Source organism: Thermogutta hypogea (assembly GCF_055386265.1).
The window spans coordinates 4,083,275-4,100,339 of the sequence record NZ_AP042425.1; the positions used below are offsets into that span (position 1 = coordinate 4,083,275).

The 17,065-nt window shown below is 64.5% G+C and carries 11 protein-coding genes; 5 read left to right on the forward strand and 6 right to left on the reverse strand.

The window, feature by feature from the left end:
• Window positions 1–100 precede the first annotated feature (100 nt).
• Both ACZ5B4_RS14700 and ACZ5B4_RS14705 read left to right on the forward strand, forming a co-directional pair.
• The gene (locus ACZ5B4_RS14700; protein ID WP_464911983.1) at window positions 101–1,948 is read left to right on the forward strand and encodes a UGSC family (seleno)protein; all 1,848 of its coding nucleotides are present in this window, start codon (window positions 101–103) and stop codon (window positions 1,946–1,948) included.
• 1,064 nt (window positions 1,949–3,012) lie between these two features.
• Window positions 3,013–4,473: a DUF6298 domain-containing protein gene (locus tag ACZ5B4_RS14705; protein WP_464911984.1), complete on the forward strand. Its 1,461-nt coding sequence runs from the start codon at window positions 3,013–3,015 to the stop codon at window positions 4,471–4,473.
• Between the two features lie 331 nt (window positions 4,474–4,804).
• On the opposite strand, the gene ACZ5B4_RS14710 is transcribed toward ACZ5B4_RS14705, so the two are convergent.
• The 4 genes from ACZ5B4_RS14710 to ACZ5B4_RS14725 all read right to left on the reverse strand — a co-directional run bounded on the left by ACZ5B4_RS14710 (window position 4,805) and on the right by ACZ5B4_RS14725 (window position 9,928).
• The gene (locus tag ACZ5B4_RS14710; RefSeq protein ID WP_464911985.1) at window positions 4,805–5,200 is read right to left on the reverse strand and encodes a nucleotide pyrophosphohydrolase; all 396 of its coding nucleotides are present in this window, start codon (window positions 5,198–5,200) and stop codon (window positions 4,805–4,807) included.
• 74 nt (window positions 5,201–5,274) lie between these two features.
• Complete coding sequence (locus ACZ5B4_RS14715; RefSeq protein ID WP_464911986.1) at window positions 5,275–6,096, reverse strand: phosphoribosylformylglycinamidine synthase subunit PurQ; 822 nt, start codon at window positions 6,094–6,096, stop codon at window positions 5,275–5,277.
• Window positions 6,097–6,183: 87 nt separating this feature from the next.
• Window positions 6,184–9,096, reverse strand: coding sequence for a phosphoribosylformylglycinamidine synthase subunit PurL (gene purL, locus ACZ5B4_RS14720; RefSeq protein ID WP_464911987.1), 2,913 nt, complete (start codon window positions 9,094–9,096; stop codon window positions 6,184–6,186).
• On the reverse strand, window positions 9,080–9,928 hold the full coding sequence (locus ACZ5B4_RS14725; protein ID WP_464911988.1) for a prephenate dehydrogenase: 849 nt from the start codon (window positions 9,926–9,928) through the stop codon (window positions 9,080–9,082). Before ACZ5B4_RS14725 ends, purL begins: the two co-directional genes overlap by 17 nt.
• A gap of 463 nt (window positions 9,929–10,391) precedes the next feature.
• Here ACZ5B4_RS14725 and ACZ5B4_RS14730 point away from each other — a divergent pair, with 463 nt between their 5' ends.
• The 3 genes from ACZ5B4_RS14730 (at window position 10,392) to ACZ5B4_RS14740 (ending at window position 14,827) form a co-directional block, all read left to right on the forward strand.
• Window positions 10,392–12,365 (forward strand): ABC transporter permease subunit, encoded by a 1,974-nt coding sequence (locus tag ACZ5B4_RS14730; RefSeq protein ID WP_464911989.1) that lies wholly within the window; start codon window positions 10,392–10,394, stop codon window positions 12,363–12,365.
• A 123-nt stretch (window positions 12,366–12,488) separates the two neighbouring features.
• Window positions 12,489–13,823 carry a CNNM domain-containing protein gene (locus ACZ5B4_RS14735; protein WP_464911990.1) on the forward strand — a complete coding sequence of 445 codons (1,335 nt, stop codon included), beginning with the start codon at window positions 12,489–12,491 and terminating at the stop codon, window positions 13,821–13,823.
• On the forward strand, window positions 13,820–14,827 hold the full coding sequence (locus ACZ5B4_RS14740; RefSeq protein ID WP_464911991.1) for a CNNM domain-containing protein: 1,008 nt from the start codon (window positions 13,820–13,822) through the stop codon (window positions 14,825–14,827). The genes ACZ5B4_RS14735 and ACZ5B4_RS14740 overlap by 4 nt, the downstream gene beginning before the upstream one ends.
• A 102-nt stretch (window positions 14,828–14,929) precedes the next feature.
• On the opposite strand, the gene ACZ5B4_RS14745 is transcribed toward ACZ5B4_RS14740, so the two are convergent.
• Both ACZ5B4_RS14745 and ACZ5B4_RS14750 read right to left on the reverse strand, forming a co-directional pair.
• Window positions 14,930–15,238, reverse strand: coding sequence for a hypothetical protein (locus ACZ5B4_RS14745; RefSeq protein WP_464911992.1), 309 nt, complete (start codon window positions 15,236–15,238; stop codon window positions 14,930–14,932).
• A gap of 314 nt (window positions 15,239–15,552) precedes the next feature.
• A complete protein-coding gene (locus ACZ5B4_RS14750) occupies window positions 15,553–16,965 on the reverse strand; it encodes a hypothetical protein (protein ID WP_464911993.1) in 1,413 nt (470 codons plus the stop codon).
• Window positions 16,966–17,065 lie beyond the last annotated feature (100 nt).

The following is a 17,065-nucleotide window of genomic DNA, read 5'->3' on the forward strand; positions in this document are numbered from 1 at the left end:
TTCTAGCCGGGGTTTTACGGTTAAGTGTAACGCCTGCTGGTCGTAAATGGCGTCCAAAAGTTCGATCGCGAAACATGGATGTTTTGGGAGGTTTTCTCAAATGATCATGTCAGTGCGAATCTGTCTTCTCGTGACAATCCTAATGGTCATTGGTCGGTGGCCGAATATCGTGGCCTTAGAGCGTGCTGCCGAGCCTGTGTACGAGGTCGTGAGTCCCTTGGGGGAGCGTGTGGTCGAGACGGCGGACATGGCTCCAAGGCTGGAGACTCTCAACGGCAAGACGATCTGCATGGTGTGGAATCATGCATTCAAAGCGGATGTGACTCTCCCGGCTATTGCCGAAGAACTGAAAGAACGATTTCCCGACATTAAGATCATCCCCTACTATTCCATGCCTCTAGCTCCCTTGCCGGAACTTCCCGGATCGCCGATGCAGGAGGCGGAAAATCTGAGAGCGGCTTTGAAAGCCATGGGCGCCGACGCCGTGATTGTGGGAAATGGCGGCTGCGGTATTTGCACGCCCCGCGCATGCTACGCCACGGTGGTGGCCGAGCAACTGGGCATTCCCGCCGTTGTGGTGACAAATCCCGGCTTCGACGAACAGGCCCGGACAATGGCCCAATACTCGGGCATTCCGTCGCTCCAAGTAGCCGTATATCCCGATCCTTTTGACCTGGAAACGGAGGCGCAACTGGTCGAGAAATCGAAAACGATCCTCGTTCCTCAGGTTATTGATGCGCTGACAAAATCGATCGCGGCGGTACAAGGATCCGTTCAAAAGATTGATAGTCGAAAGATCATATTCACCGGGACGCTCGAGGACATTAATCGCTATTTTACGACCGTCGGCTGGAGTGATGGATTATCCATCGCGCCGCCGACCGTGGATCGGATAGAAGAATTTCTCAAATACACGGATTATGGTGCTCACGAAGAGATCGCGGTCCTGCCGCCGGCAAATCTCAAGGCGACCCCTTGGACAATCGCCGCCAATGGTGTCATGGCCGGTTGCCGTCCGGAGTACATGCCGATTCTGATTGCCGCGGTGCAGGCGATGGGTGATCCTGCTTTCCGATACAGAAGTCATGGGGCCAGCACCCATTCGATCACAAGTTTCTTTTGGGTCAATGGGCCGGTCGCGAGACAACTCGGCATTGATCATGGGCAGGGACTCATTGCCCATCCCGTCAACGCTGCCATCGGACGAGCCATGAGCCTCATTGAAAGGAATATCGCAGGGCTAAGGATTAAGGAAACCCAGATGGGTAGCTTTGGCAAGGTGATGTCGTGGGTCCTAGCGGAAGACGAAGAGGCCATGATCCAGTGGGGCTGGGAACCGTACCATGTGGAGAAGGGATTTGATAGGAATGCTAATACCATTACCGCGGGCACCAGCACGGTTTGGGGCCGAAATCTTGTGCCCGCCACATCCGAGCCCGAAATAATCACCCAACTCATCGCCTATGACGCCGCCAACACAGAGGCCTTTGCCAGCGGCTTTGCGGGACAAAGTCGGCGCTATGTGCTGATTGGACCCGGCGTTGCCGAAATCCTCGCCGGTGGAGGTTACACAAAGGGTAGCTTGAGGCGAGATATCATGAGAATGGGGCGAAAGATTACATACGAAGCGGTCTTTTCCCAGGTCTACGGCTCGTTTGGCCGAGTGCAACGTTCCTTCGAGGAGGAACTGCGGCGGGCTCTGCGCTACAGCGAAAAAGAGAAACTGCCGCCGTGGTACCCTCGATTCCCCGGTTGGGAAGAGATTGAAACAGTGCCGGCCGTGGGCATGATTGAATTCATCGTCTGCGGAGATCCTTTCAGAAACAAGGTTCAAGTCCTCGCCGGCGGGCCGGGCATCGCGACCAAGGAAATCAAATTGCCCGCCGACTGGGATGAACTGATGCAGAAAGCGGGATACCGTCCGCTGCGAGAGTTGCATCTTCAGTAGCCATGGATTACGGAAAGACCGTTAGTGGCCAATCCGCGGCGGTTTTGGTAGCAATGGTGCAGGCACGCTCGGATCCGTGCACCAGCCGGCCGGATACTCCCGTACGGCTCGGCCGCTAGGTTGTGCCGGTTTTCTGTAGCAACAACTCCTAGACCCCGAGTCTCGGCCACCTGCGGCACCTCTACCTCTAACGCCCGGCGGGAAAATTGACCCTCAACCGGCTCGCTAAAGCTCAATCGGGTCGTTTGCCCTCACCCGGCTCGCCGGCGTGCGCCACCCTGTCCCCAAGGGTGAGTGCGAATCACGGTCTTCCATCCCTCACATGGAATTGCAGCCATCATTGTGACTGACACCCGCACGGCCGACCTGGTTCAATGGACGCTGACGGATCACCTGAACACGCTGCGGGATTTCGCCAGGCTCAACGGGGCAATGGCGAGAATCAGCGCAACTAACACGGGCGTACCGGGAATGGTCATACCGGAAATATCCGGGCATCGCGGGAATATAAGGGAAGGGTGCAGGAAGCGGGGCGAGAGGACCACACCACCGTGGTCAACCGCCTGGTCTATGACGCCTTCAGCCTTATCATGCGGATGGCGAGCCGCCGGCGTGAGCCGGCGGTGATGGATGGCGAGTAGCTGGTTGACCGGGAGCCGCCGACTGATGGTTAGTCGGCGGTTGATAGGGAATAGTTTATTGACGGCGAAACGCCGGTTGACGGCGAATAGCTGGTTAATGGGAAGCCGCCGGTTTAGGAGGAGGAGTTGGTTAACAGGGAGCCGCCGGCGTGAGCCGGCGGTGGAACGGCCGCGAACACGCGGTGCATTCGGGGTTCGGCGGTGCGGCTATCACCTCGGGCTGACGCCCGAGGCTCATGCTTACGCCCGAGGTTCCCGCTTGCGCTGGAGGCTGATGCCGATGCCCGAGCTAAAACCGCGACGGCAGTTGGTGTACGTCCGCGTATCTGATAGGCTTGCGTACGCACGGTATGCCGCGACGGCAATCACGCGGCGAGCCGATCGTAAAGCCGTGATCGATACGGTGGAAATGGGAGGTGCGACATGAAGCGGCGCGCGTTTCTGAGACGAACCCTTGTGTCGGGATGGGGCCTGCCTTGGATCGGTGCGACCTTGCCGCGTGCGGCGGCGGGTGCCGAGGAGCACGGTCCGACTTCGGCCGGCGGCGGTCCGTTGAAAGTCCATCCCGCTAACGGACGTTACTTCGCGACCGCTGATGATCGCGCGGTCTATTTGACCGGTTCCCATACCTGGAACAACTTTCAAGACATGTCGGCGGGGGCCGAGTCGTCCCCGTTCGATTTCGATGCCTATCTCGAATTCCTCACCCGCCGCGGTCACAACTTCATTCGCTTGTGGCGATGGGAGTTGACGCGCTGGAACGTGGGGAGTACCCCCGAGTACACACGCCGGACCGATGTGCTCACCACGGCTCCGCATCCTTGGGCGAGGACGGGTCCCGGCACGGCCGCCGACGGCGCGCCGAAGTTCGATCTGGATCGATTCGACGGCGATTACTTCGATCGCTTGCGACGGCGCGTCCAGGCGGCTCGCGATCGCGGTATCTACGTCTCGATCATGCTTTTTGAAGGTTGGGGACTCCAGCATCTGCCGCAGGCTTGGCGGCAGCATCCTTTTCATCCCGAGAACAACGTCCAGGGAATGGACGGGGACGCGGGCGGCGACGGCCGCGGGATCGGCGTGCACACCCTGCGCTCAACGCAGGTCCTCCGCGTACAAGAGGCGTACGTCCGAAAGGTGATCGACACGGTCCAGGATCTGGATAACGTGCTCTATGAAATCATCAACGAAGCGGGCGTGTATTCGAAAGAATGGCAGTATCATTGGATTCGATTCATCCACGCCTATGAAGGGGAAAAGGGGCGGCGGCATCCCGTGGGAATGACGTTCATGTATTCGCGTGACGCTCGGCAGCGCGGAAAGAATGCGGACCTGTTCCAGAGCCCGGCCGATTGGATCTCGCCCAACCCCGATGCCGCCGACGGCTACAACTATCGCACCAATCCGCCGCCCGCCGACGGCACGAAAGTGATCCTCTCCGACACGGATCATCTTTGGGGTATCGGTGGAAACCCGGATTGGGTGTGGCGGAGCTTTCTCCGCGGCCACAATCCCCTATTCATGGACCCCTACGACAACCGGGTACTGGGCAAGGCTCCGCCGGAATCCTGGGAACCCATCCGGAAAGCGATGGGAATTGCCGCCAGCGTGGCGCAAGACTTGGATTTGGCGGCCGCGATCTCCAGCGAAGATATCGCATCGAGCAAGTATTGTTTGGCCGAGCCGGGACGGCGATATTTGGTCTATGTGCCTGAAGGCGAAGCGGTGGAGGTCGATCTCACGGCGGCCGCCGGCCGCCTGGCCGTCCTTTGGATCCACCCACTCACGGACGAAAGGCGAACGGCCGAGACGGTGGAGGGCGGAGAGCGCCGCCGCTTCTCTCTGCCGTGGAAAGGCCCCGCCGCGCTGTTGATCCGGAAGTGAAACGCTGGAATCCCGGCTCCGCGACCTGAACCGCCGGCATCCGGCGCCTGTGATAGCCGGTAACGTCGTCACGAGCCGGCGGCGTGCGCCGGCGGTGGAATCGCCGCGAACCGGTGGTGCATTCGGAGATTGGCGGCGGGGCCGGCACCTCGGGCTTACGCCCGAGGCTCATGCTTACGCCAGAGGCTCATGTTTACGCCCGAGGCTCATGATGACGCCCGGGGGCTCATGCTGAGGTCCGAGGTTCTTGCTTATGCTCAAACCCGATGCGGACAGCCGAGCTGAAAACTGCGGTGACGAATATGTATGCGGCCGCTTACGGGGCGGGCATTCACCGATCCGCGGATAGCGCTGGGTCGTCCGGCCCGAAATAGCCCTGATATTTCTCCACCGGGTATTTCGCAGCGTTTTTCTTCATCTTTTGGAAGACCGCTGCGGCGACGTCGATTCCCAACTCGTTGGCCATGGCCAAGGCGTAACACAGCACATCCGCCAATTCCTCGGCCACGGCATCCCGCCGGTCCGGTCGGTCGGGCACCTGCCGCGACTGTTCGGGAGTAAGCCACTGGAAGTGCTCCATCAATTCCGCGGCCTCGATCGCCAACGCCATGGCCAGATTCTTGGGTGTGTGGAAGCGATGCCAATCTCGAGCCGCGACGAATTGCTCCACCAATCGGCGAAGATCGGCCAGCGTCGTGGATGCGTCGGTTCGCGATGTTTCGGTCATGAATCGGCTCGCAATCTGATCACGAGAGGCGGTTTCGACCGCGGCCGGCGGCCCGCGGGGTTTCCGCCGCGGCGTCAGGCAAAGTATCGCACCGCGTTGCGGAAGATGCGCAAGCCGCAGGGCGGATCGGGCGGCGTTTCGCGGGTCCAACGAGGGTGATGCACGGCGTCGATGAAGCGCTCGGGATGGGGCATCAGCCCCAGTACCCGGCCCGATGCGTCGCATACCCCGGCCACGTCGGCGACCGATCCGTTGGGGTTGAAGGGAAACGGCAGGATGCCGTCGCCGCGGGCCTGCGGGGTCTTCGAACAACGGGTGTGAGGCGGCGGCGCGTACCGCAGGACCAAGTGCCCGTCCGCCTCCAATCGCGACAAGGTCGCCGCGTCCCGCGGCACGAACTTGCCTTCGGCATGAGCGACGGGCAGTTCCATGCGATCGATGCCGTCGAGAAAGACGCACGGGCGGGGTCGTCCCGCGGCCCGCGATTCCAAATGCACCCAGCGGTCCTCGTAGCGGCCCGAATCGTTCCAGGTCAGCGTGGCCGGCACGATCCCGTTTTCGTCAGGCGGGAGCAGAAGCCCCGCTTTCAGCAGCACCTGAAAGCCGTTGCAGATTCCCAGGATGAGCTTGTCGCCGGCGTGGAACTCCTCCAGAACGGCTCCCAAGCGGCGGCGGAGTTGCACGGCCAGGATTCGCCCCGCCGCGATATCGTCGCCGTAACTGAAGCCGCCGGGGATGCACAAGATTTGATAGTCCCGCAGCATGGCCGGCGATTCCAGCAGCCGGCGGACGTGCACACGGTCGGCCTCGGCTCCCGCCCGTTCGAAGGCGTAGGCGGTCTCCCAATCGCAATTGGTCCCGGGGGCTCGCAGGATGAAAACTCGGGGACTGGCCATGGGCTTCGTCTCGGTGATTGCTAGTCTTGACGGGTGGGACCGGGCCGCGGATCGCCGGGCGCATCAGTCATCCGGCGCGGCACATACTTACCAGGCGAGGGGGCGCTGCCAGGCCTCCTTCAGCCCGTCCAGCGGCGCCCGCACGACCTCCCGCCCGTTCCACTCGAACACCAACGTGTCGGATTCGGCGACCTCGCCCAATCGGGCGAAGGGGGCGTCTTGCAAGAGGGCTTCGAATTCGGCGGCCCGCTCGCGCCGGACCTCGCAGAGAAAACGGCTGTTCGACTCGCTGAAGAGTCGCGCGACGGCGGGCAGGGCGGCATCCGCGGTCGGCACGGCATCCAGATTCAAGGTCGCCCCGAAACCGCCGGAAAACGCCATCTCGGCGGCGGCGACGGCCAGACCGCCCTCGCTCAAGTCATGGCACGCCGTCAAGCAGCCGGCGACGATCGCGCGGTGGATCGCGGCGAACACGCGGCGGGCGCGTTCGGCGTCATGCCGCGGCACTCGGCCGCCGTGCAATCCGCGAACCAGCGTCCAATGCGAACCGCCCAGCTCGTCATACGTCATGCCGACCAGGTAGATGGGGTTGCCGGGTCGCTTCCAATCCATCGTCACGCAAGTCCGCACGTCGTCGATTTGTCCCAGGGCCGAGATCAACAGCGACGGCGGGATGGCGATCGATTCCCCGTCGGCCGTGCGAAACTCGTTGTTCAGGCTGTCTTTTCCGCTGATGAACGGCGTCCCCAGGGCGAGGGCGACGTCGCGGCAGGCCAAGGCCGCGCGGACCAAGGAGCCGAGCGTCTCGGGGCGATCGGTGTTGCCCCAGCAGAAATTGTCCAAGACGGCGATGCGTCCGGGATCGGCTCCCACGGCGACGCAGTTGCGAACCGCCTCGTCGATGGCCGCCGCCGCCATCCAGTAGGTGTCCAGATCGCCGTACCGCGGATTCATGCCGCAGGCCAGAACGATACCGCGATAGGAGTCGAGGACCGGCCGCAGCACCGCCGCGTCGGACGGCCCGTCGTCGCACACGCCCACCAACGGCTTGACGACGCTGCCTCCGAGGACCTCGTGGTCGTATTGGCGAATGATCCCATGCTTGCTGCACACGTTCCAGGAACCGAGGACGGCCGACAGATCCTCCGTGAAATCCCCGCCGCGGGAAGCCGTTTCCTCCAGGATCAGGGGCGTTTCGGGCGGCGGCGCATACACGGCCTGCCGCACCACCGGCGGTCGGCCGTCGTGGAGAAAGCCCATGTCCAGGTCCGCCACTTGCCGGCCTTCGTACCGGAGCACGAGCCTTCCCGTCGGTACGAATCGCCCGATCACGGTGGCTTCCACGCCCTCGGAGTCGCAGAGTTCGCGTAGGGCGGGCCAGTGCTCGTCGGGCACGGCCAGGACCATCCGTTCTTGCGCTTCGGAGATCCAGATTTCGCAGTAGGAGAGTCCGGCGTACTTGAGGGGAACGCGATCCAGATCGACCTCCGCGCCGATGTCGGCCCCCATTTCGCCCACGGCGGAGGAAAAGCCGCCCGCCCCGCAATCGGTGACGGCGTGATACCATCCGCGATCGCGGGCCTGGAGCAGCACGTCGAGCATCATCTTTTCGGTAATGGCATTGCCGATCTGGACGGCGCCGCCGGAGAGGGATTCGCTTTCGCTGGTCAGCTCGGCGGAACTGAAGGTGGCGCCGTGGATGCCGTCACGGCCGGTCCGTCCGCCCACCGCCACGATCAGGTCGCCCGGCCGGGCCGCCTTGTGCGACTTGTCGCGCGGTAACAAGCCCACGTTGCCGCAATAGACCAGCGGATTGCCCAAGTAGCGCCGGTCGAAATAGACGGCCCCGTTGATAGTGGGAATGCCCATGCGGTTGCCGTAGTCGCGGACGCCGGCCACCACGCCCTTCATCACCCGGCGGGGATGGAGGACGCCGTCGGGGATTTCCTCCCAAGGGAGGTCGGGCGGGGCAAAGCAGAATACGTCCGTGTTGCAGATCGGCTTGGCCCCCATGCCCGTCCCCATGGGATCCCGGATGACGCCGCCGATGCCGGTGTTGGCGCCGCCGTAGGGTTCCAAGGCCGAGGGGTGATTATGCGTTTCCACCTTGAACGCCACGTTGTAATTCTCGTCGAAGCGGACCACGCCGGCGTTGTCCTCGAAGACGCTCACGCACCAGTCCGCTTGACCCCAGCGCCGACGCAGCTCCAGCGTGGCGGCGAAGATCGTCTCCTTGAGCATGTTTTGGAAGCGGATCGCGCGCGCCTCGTCCCGATATTCGATGCGGCCGGCCAGCGTCTTGTGGCTGCAATGCTCGCTCCAGGTCTGGGCCAGCGTCTCCAACTCCACGTCGGTAGGGTCGCGTTCGAGCGTGCGGAAATGCTCGCGAATGGTTTGCATCTCCGGGAGCGACAGGAAGAGCTGCCCCTCGCGACTGAGCCGCATCAGCGCCGCGTCGTCCATCGCGCGGATCGGCACGGTCTGTAGCCGAAAGCGGTACGGCTCGCCTTGTTCGATGCGATCGAAGGGGAGCTTTCCGCGGATGACCTGCTCCACGGCCTCGTTGGCCAGAATCTTACCGCACAGCCGGGCAAGCTCTTCTTCGGCCAGGCCGGCCACCCAGTACTTGCGAAACGTCCGCACGGCCTCGGCCTGCCCGCCGAAATCGCGGATGGCCGCCTGGGTGCTTAGGGCCACGGGATCCATGACGCCGGGCTTGGGCAGGACGTAGATCGGGGTCATGCCGGGCCGAGGCGGGGCGAGCAACCGGGGATCGCCCGCCGGCGCCGCCGTGAATCGCTCCACGACGGGGTCCGCGAGAAGCTCGACGGCCAGCCGCTCGATTTGCTCGGCGGAAAAGTCGCCCTGAATCAGGTAGCCGCGTCCCGCCGCGGTCTGCCACGGGCCGGTAATTCCCAAGTCATGGGCGTCATGCAGGATTTGTTGAGCGGTGAGGTCGGTTCGGCCTTCGGCGGGGTAGATGTCAACTTCCCAGAGCATCGCGATTCTTTTTTCCCAGGGTCAAGATTTGCTGCACGGCCGGGGCATCGCCTTTCTCCAGCGCCGAGGCCAAGTGACGAAGACGTTCGCCGAATTTGCGGCAGACCTCCAACAAGTTCCGCCGATTCTGCATGCAGATTTGCGTCCACATTTCCACGTCGCCGGCCGCGATCCGCGTCGTATCCAAAAAACCCGTCCCCGTCAGGCGGAAATACGGCTCCGGCAGCATCCCCGCCAACAGTGCGGCGAGCATGTGGGGGAAGTGGCTGGTTTCGGCCAACGCCCGATCGTGCTCCTCCGGCGCCATCTGGATCACGACCGACCCCAAGGAGGACCAAAACTCTTCCAATGCGTCGAAGTCGTCGGCGCTGGTCTGGGAGGTAGGCGTCAAGACGGTCACGCGGCCCTCGAATAGGTTGGGATCGCTGTAGCTCGGCCCGGTCTTCTCGCCGCCGGCCAGCGGATGCGACCCGAGAAAACGGCAGCCGCGCGGCAGCGTGCCGTCCAACGCCGCCGCGATCTTCGCCTTGGTGCTGGCGACGTCGGTAAAAAGCGTTCCCTCCGGGCAATGCTCCGCGGTGCGGCGAACCAGATCGACGACGGTGTCGGGCGGGGTGCACACGACCACCAATTCCGCCTCGCTGACACCTTTGTAGGGGTCGATGGTGGTGTTCGTGACCGCCCCGACTCGCCGGGCGGCGCGGAGCGTGGTCTGCCGCCGGGCGATGCCGACGACGCGCTTGGCCGACCCGCGGCGCAGGAGCGCCTGCCCGATGGATGCGCCAATCAGGCCCACCCCCACGATCGCCACGCATTCCCATTGTCTCGCCATGATTACCCCCGGCGCAGGCCTGAGACGGCCGGTCAAACCCCTATATTTTAACGGTCGGCGGCCGCATTGCAGCAGGGGCGCTCCACGCTATGGCCGATTCTCCGATGCTTTTTGCCATTCGCGGCGCGGTTTTCGTCAAGCACCGCGCCTCTCTCGTGGGCGACCTGATCGACGTGGGAATCGAACTCCTTCCCATGAAATCCGTCTAGGGAGAAATGCATTCCGGGGTCGGATACTACGAGGGAGAAATTTACAATATAGTGGGGTGGGGTCGGAGCGTTCCGGCCGCCCCTCATGGTATTGACCGGCACGGAAGCGTGAGCCGGAACACGCGGGGGGATGCTCGGGCCGCCGAACCGCGTCGGGGAGCTTTCCGTACCGAGAATCGCCTCGCTTTCGAAGTGCGACACGGGGGGGAGTTTTCCCCGGAGCCTGAACTCGATTTCCATACCTGGAGTCTCCTTTGGTTGCCGGACCGATTCTTACTCGCGAACTGACGATTCGCCCGCGGCGGAGGCAGTTTTACGTTGCCCGGGCGATGTACGTGCTGATTCTTTTGCTTTTGATGGGCACCGCGTGGCTGGTGGTGACGGGCACGCAGTACATCCGGGATGTGGGCGACTCGGCCCGATTCGGCATGGCGTGGTTTCAGATCGCGGCCCCGCTCCAGGCGCTGGTGGGCTTTTTCGCCGCGGCGGTGATTGCCGCCGGGAGCGTCTGCCAGGAAAAGGACCGGCGGACGCTCGATCTCCTGCTGATGACGGAATTGACCAACCGCGAATTGGTGCTGGGCAAACTGCTGGGCAGCCTGGTCACGTTGTTTTCGATGTTGGCGGCGGGCGTGCCGGTCTTCATGCTCAGCGCCCTCTTGGGCGGCATCTCCGAGCGGCAGATACTCCTCACGTTCTTGGTCACGGCGGCGGCGGTGCTGCTGGGGGGCGCGGTAGGCGCCATGGCCGCCTTTTGGCGGGAAAAGACGTTCCAGGCCTTGGCCTTCACCATCATGACCCTGGTGCTGTGGCTGGCCCTGGGAGAGGTCGCGGCCTCCGGATTGTTCGGACAGTCCTGGTATGGAATCGAAGCCCGCGTCTGGGCCGTGGTCGTCAGTCCCTGGCGCGCGGTTCTGGAGGCCGCCCGTCCCGTACCGGATGCCTCGCTCTCGATTTTCGGCCTCTCTCCGTTGGCGGCGTTCGGGCTGTTTTCGGCCGCGGTGCTCGCGATCATCACGGGCATCACGACGGTGCGCGTGCGGACGTGGAACTTGGTGCCCGACGCTTTGCGCCGCCGGTTCGGCCCGGCCGAGTTGAAATCCTTGGTGGAAGGGCCTGCCGTGCGGACGCAAGCCGGCCTGGCATCCGCCCCCGACGAAAGCGACACCGAAGCGGCAAGCGGCGAGACGGCATCCGGCGAGTTATCGGATTGGGCGACCAAATGGGAGGCGCGCGGCCGCTCGGACGCCTCCAAGGAAGCCTCGCAGGTCGGCCCATCGCCGCAGTCCGCGACGCCGGCGGACGGCACGGAAGACCCGGCTGCCGCGGCGATCCAAGCCGCCCGCAAATCGGCGAGGGTCCGGCTCGTTTGGGACAACCCCGTGTTGTGGCGGGAAGTCTGCACGTGGGCGTACGGACGGAAGGTGCTTTTGGTCAAGGCCGCCTATTGGACGCTGTTCGCGGCGGCCGCGGCGGCGCTGGCCATGTTTCAGCGGCCCGAGGCGGGGTTCTCGATCCTGCCCGCCGCCGTCTTGGTGCCGTTCTTCCTGCTCAGCCTGATCTTGGTGAATACCCAGGCCGTCACGGCCCTGACCACCGAGCGCGACGCGGGCACGCTGGATCTCATCCTCGTCTCCCAGGTCACTCCCAAGGAATTCATCTTCGGCAAGCTGCTGGGCACGCTGTACAACGTGAAGGAGGTCGTCCTCCTGCCTCTCTTGCTCTGCGGCTACTTATACTGGCAGGGGCGGATCTCGGCGGAGAACTGCTTTTACCTGATTGTGGGCTTGGCCGTGCTGTACGCGTTCGCCGCGATGTTGGGATTGCACGCCGGTTTGACGTACGGCAATTCGCGCAACGCTATCGCCGCCAGCCTGGGCACCGTCTTTTTCCTGTTCATCGGGGTGGCCGTGTGCATGCGAGTGATGTTGGCCTTTAGCGGGTCGTTTCAGGCGCAGCTCCACCCCTTCCTGGCGTTCATGATCGGCGGCGGGGCCGGCCTGTACTTGGCGCTGGGAGCACGCAACCCCTCCAACGCCATCGCCTTGGCGTCCTTCGCCTGTCCGCTGGCCACCTTCTACGCCCTCACCAGCGTTTTCCTAGGACAGACGCACTTGGCCTTCTTGGCTTTGGCGGCAGCCTACGGGTTCGCAACGGCGGCGATGTTGATACCGGCCGTGGATGAATTCGACTTGGCGACGGGAAGGACAACCCTGGACGAGACGTGACACCATGAACGCGGCTCACTCCGCGGCACACTGCTCCGTTCCGCCGTGCGTCCGCCGCTCGCGGCGCGGGGGGGTGGAACTGCGGAGGGGGACGCGTTCCTCGCAACGGGAGGCCGCGGTCTCGTGACCGAATGGTGGATGGCGGCACCCCTGATCACGGCGATGGCCGCCCTAGCGGCCGGGTCGGCCTTCTTTTCGGCCTGCGAGGCGGCCTTCTTCTCGCTGCGAGCGGCGGATCGCGAAGCGATGGCGCAAGGCTCCTTGGGAGAGCGGTTGGCCGTCGCGCTCCTCCGCGATTCCCAGCAACTCTTGACCGCGATCCTGTTTTGGAATCTGGTCATCAATTTCGCCTACTTCACGTTGGCCTCCATCATCACGGTCCGCTGGCAAGGGGCGGGGTACGGCAAATGGGCGGGCGTGTTCGCCTCCGCTTCCGTCTTCGCCTTGATCCTGTTCAGCGAAATGCTGCCGAAAAGCCTGGCCCTGCTGGCCGCGCGACGATTCGCGAGCTTCGCCCCCTTCCTGCTCTCGCCCGCCGTCCGGGTCGCCGCTCCGGTCCTCGAGTTGCTCCGCGGCATCGCCGCCGCGCTGCTCCGCGTTTTCCGTCCCGGCTTTCGGCCGGAGCCGTATCTTCGGGTGCGCGACTTGGAATTGGCGGTCATCCACACCCACGGCCCCGCCGTCGCGCTCCAGCGCGAGTATGAAGCCATTCAAAACCTGTTGCAACTGTCGGAGCTTTCGGCCGAGGAGGTGATGCGACCCCGGACCGAGATCCGCCACCATCATCCGCCGCTGACGCCGGCCGACTTGCGGGCCGGAATTCCCCCCAGCGGTTATTTCATCCTTCTGGATGACGAAGACGAGGTCTTCGCGGCCCTTTCGCCGGAGACGCTGTTACGCCACGCCGATGCACCGGCTGCGGCGGAAGGCGATGGCGCGGATCGGCCGCCGGAATCGCAGACCGCGGCTGCCGCGCCGGGGCTGGAACGGTTCGCCGAACCGGTGGTTTACGTCCCTTGGAAGGCCTCCGCGGCCTCGGTTCTGGAGACGCTCCGGAAGGCAAACAGGCCCGTGGCGGCGGTCGTCAACGAATTCGGCGAGACCGTCGGTGTGGTGACGATCGATGATTTGCTGCGGCGCATCTTCGCCCCCCAGACCGGACGCAGCGAAATGCTGTGGCGCCGCACGTCGATCCATCGCGTGGGCGCGGGCGTTTGGCAGGTGACGGGTATCACCGGCATCCGGCGATTAGAACGTTTCTTCGGGCTGACTTTGCCTCCCACGCGACATTTCACGATCGCCGGCGTACTGCAAGAGCGCTTGGAGCGGGTTCCGCGGGTGGGCGACGAATGCGACTGGGGGCCGTTCCGGCTCCGCGTCGTCCAGGTCCGCCGCGATAAGCCGATCGTGGTCGAGTTGCGGCGTCTGTTGGAAGAAGAAGCGGAGGCCGGTCCGTGATTGCTTTGGCCTTGATTCTGACCGCGGCCGGTTTGCTTTTGAGCGGGCTGTTCAGCGGCTCGGAGACGGCGCTGTACCGCGTGGCGCGGCTCCGCTTGGAGCTGGCGGCGAAGGCCGGGGATCGCGTCATGGCCGCCGTGGCCTGGATCGCCGCCCGGCCCTGGCTCTTCATCGGCACCGTCCTCGTCGGCAACAACGCGGCCAATTACGTCTTCTCCTTGGGCGTCGTGCTGTTGATCCACCACGCGACCGACTTGCGGGGAGCGGGTGCGGAGACGGCGGCCGCTCTCCTGGCGGCGCCTCTGCTCTTTCTCTGCGGGGAATTGCTGCCCAAGCGTTTGGGGCTGGAAGCGCCCTTCGCCACCTTGCAACGGTTCGGCCCGCCGCTGATCTTTTTCGCCGTCCTCTTCGCGCCCGTCTCGCTGCTCTTGTATCTCTGGAATTGCCTTTGGAAGGCGTTGGTCGCGGCGGGACCTGAGGACGTGCGATCCTTCATCGCCGATCGCGAGCTGCGCCGCATCTTGGACGAGGCCCGCGAGGCAGGGTTGCTGTTCGACGTGCAACGCGAATTGGCCGCCCGACTGTTTGCGGCGGGGGCGGAGCCGATTACCTCCTGGGTGCGTCCCCTGACGCAGTTTCCCATCGTGCCCTGGAACGCCTCCGCGCAAGAGGTCGAAGCATCGCTTCGGCCGGATACGCCGTTCGTGTTGCTGCGGCACCCCAAGCGAAAGAGCATCCTCGCCGGGTATTTATCCGCGGTCTCGATTCTGCTCCGGCAGGGCGAGCCGGACCGCATCGAGCGCCGCCGACTGATCCGCGTCCCCGCCGACGAAACGGTGATCGAAGTGCTGGCGAGGCTGTACGAATCCGGTGAACCGTTGGCTATCGTCCAAGATCGCTCCGGATCCTCGGTGGGGGTCATCTTGGAGAGTGACCTTCGCCGCGCGCTCTTGGCGGAGGACGGTCTTCGGCAGGCCTGCGGGGAGACCGCCGGCCCGGCCTAGCGCGGGGCGATCAAGACGAAGAAGCCGAAGCGAATCCCGCCGCCGGCGTATGGCGCTGCGTGCCGTCCGGCCCCGGCGGACGGCACCGGAGGGGGAAGCGGCCTACTTGTGATAGCCCAGCGCGCGGATCACCGCCAGCAATTCCTCGTAAGTGATGAAACGGCGGTGATGCCGGAACTTGTATTCATCGACGGCACGGCCCAGCTCTCGGGCGTCCGGCGAAAGCTCCTCGTAGCTGTTGGCGAACTGGCGGCGCTCCACGCCCGGATGCGAGCCGGCGCTCTTGCGGCGATCGATGAAGACCGACACGTCTTGTGTCACGTCCGGGTTCAGCGAGGCCGACGTTTCGGCAGGGGGCGGCAGCGGAGCGGCGCCGTTTTCCCAGGCGGTGAATTCCGAGGCGGCAGGCATGGCGTGACTTCTCCGAGGAATCGGCGGCGGAAAATTCCCCTCTTCACGGCGTCGCCCGCGGCGTCACCGCCGAAGGCCCGGTGGGAGAATTTCCGCGGGCCGCTATCTATGCAACCATACGCCATGAAGTGGAACCGGGGCAAAACGGACGGGGCTTGCCGCCGCGGCGTCAGTCGCCGCGAATCCGTGCAACCGCTACGATCCGCAATCTCAGCGCGCCGCTACCAAGCTTGCGATTCCGATGACCCGGCAAGTTTCCGATCGGTACATCGGCGAGGGGATGTGCACGGCCCCGGCGATGGAAGCCGGCGCGGTCATGGCGGCGAGGGCCCCCCGCTCGGACCCGGTAGGACCGGCATCTCGATGGCGGCGTGCCGGCCGATCTCGCCCGTACCTATCCCTTGCACATAGACCCAGCCGTCGTGGACTTCGATTTGGTACGGCTCGCCGGTCCAGGGATTGATCGGGGTTTGCGACGGCGGCTCTCCCACGGCCGTGCGAACGGCCAGCAGCCACGCCTCCAGGTTGGCGCGGTCGCGGGCTTGGATCTCGTGTCCCGGAGGGACCTGCGGTAAGAGCACGCGGCAGGCCACGACGGGCGGCGTCTCGCTTGCCAAGGCGGCCGCCCAATCCGTCGCCGAACGTTCCAATTCCGGCCGTCGTCGGGGATACGGCAGGGCGCTGAGTTCGATCACACGCGCCATGGCTCGCACGAAGTACAGTGCGTCGGCGTCGGCGTTCCTTCGCACTTGCGCCACCAGCGAGTTCATCTCGTAATGCTCCTGGAACTCGGCGGTTTCCTCGTCCGTGAGGATGTCGAAGAGCCGCCCGCGCTTCGCCGTTTCCAAGGCGTGGAGCCCCAATGCCCGAAACCCGATCCAGGCGTCGGCATCCGGCGGCCACACGGCGATTTGGCGTCGCAATTCGTTCAAGACGCGGAGCACGTCTTCGCGATGCAAGGGCTTGCTCAAAACGACCTCTTGCAGGACGTTGAGGGCGGCGGCGCGATGCCGGGCGGCCGCGAAACGAACCATCGGGTGTTTGCTCGCGGCTAGGGCCGCCGTCAATTGCAGCTGTGTCACGACGGAATCCGCGGCCTCGCCGGTCTTCCCTTCGGCGGCGGATTGCAGCGCGAACAAGCCCTCCAACCGCAGGGCCGCGGCGACCTGATCGAGAAATCCCAGGTCCGCCGCGTAACCCGCCGTAAAACGGATCGGGAACACGCACGTCGGTCTCCGCAAGGCCCGGCGAACCGCCTGCCGCTGCGGCTCGAATCGTTCCCGGAAGGCGTTCGCGCGGCGGAGCACGTCGGGGTCGGCGTCCGCCCCGCGGACTGCGGACAAGTACTGCTCGCCCTCCGCGAGGATGCCGGGTAGGCGGTCGGCGGGGAAGAGGTCCACGAATACCGCCGCCACGTTTTCGTCAGGCGGGGGCAGGTCCTCCGTCAACTGCCGCGGCAAGGCATTTTCCTCCTCAAGCCGGGCAAGCTCCTCGCGGAGCGTCACCAGGTCCGTCCGGCTCAATTCCGACAGCTCGCCGATCCGCTCCACCAAGGGGACGGTCTCCTGTTCGGGCGGCTTGGCTCGCGAGCACCCCAAGGCGGCGAAGAGCAGGAGCATCGCCGCGACCCAGAGCGGCCAACGCATCCGCGCGGCCGTGGGGGGATCGTTTGCACCGTGCCGGACCGTCCGCTCCGTCGCGCCGTTTCTGAGCGAGTTCTGGTACATCGCCGGACGCTCCCTGTTTTCTCCCGTCCGCCGCCCGGTCGCCGGCCTCGGCGTCGGCTCGGCGCGTCTCGGGGTCACGCATCATTCAAACAAAAACTCG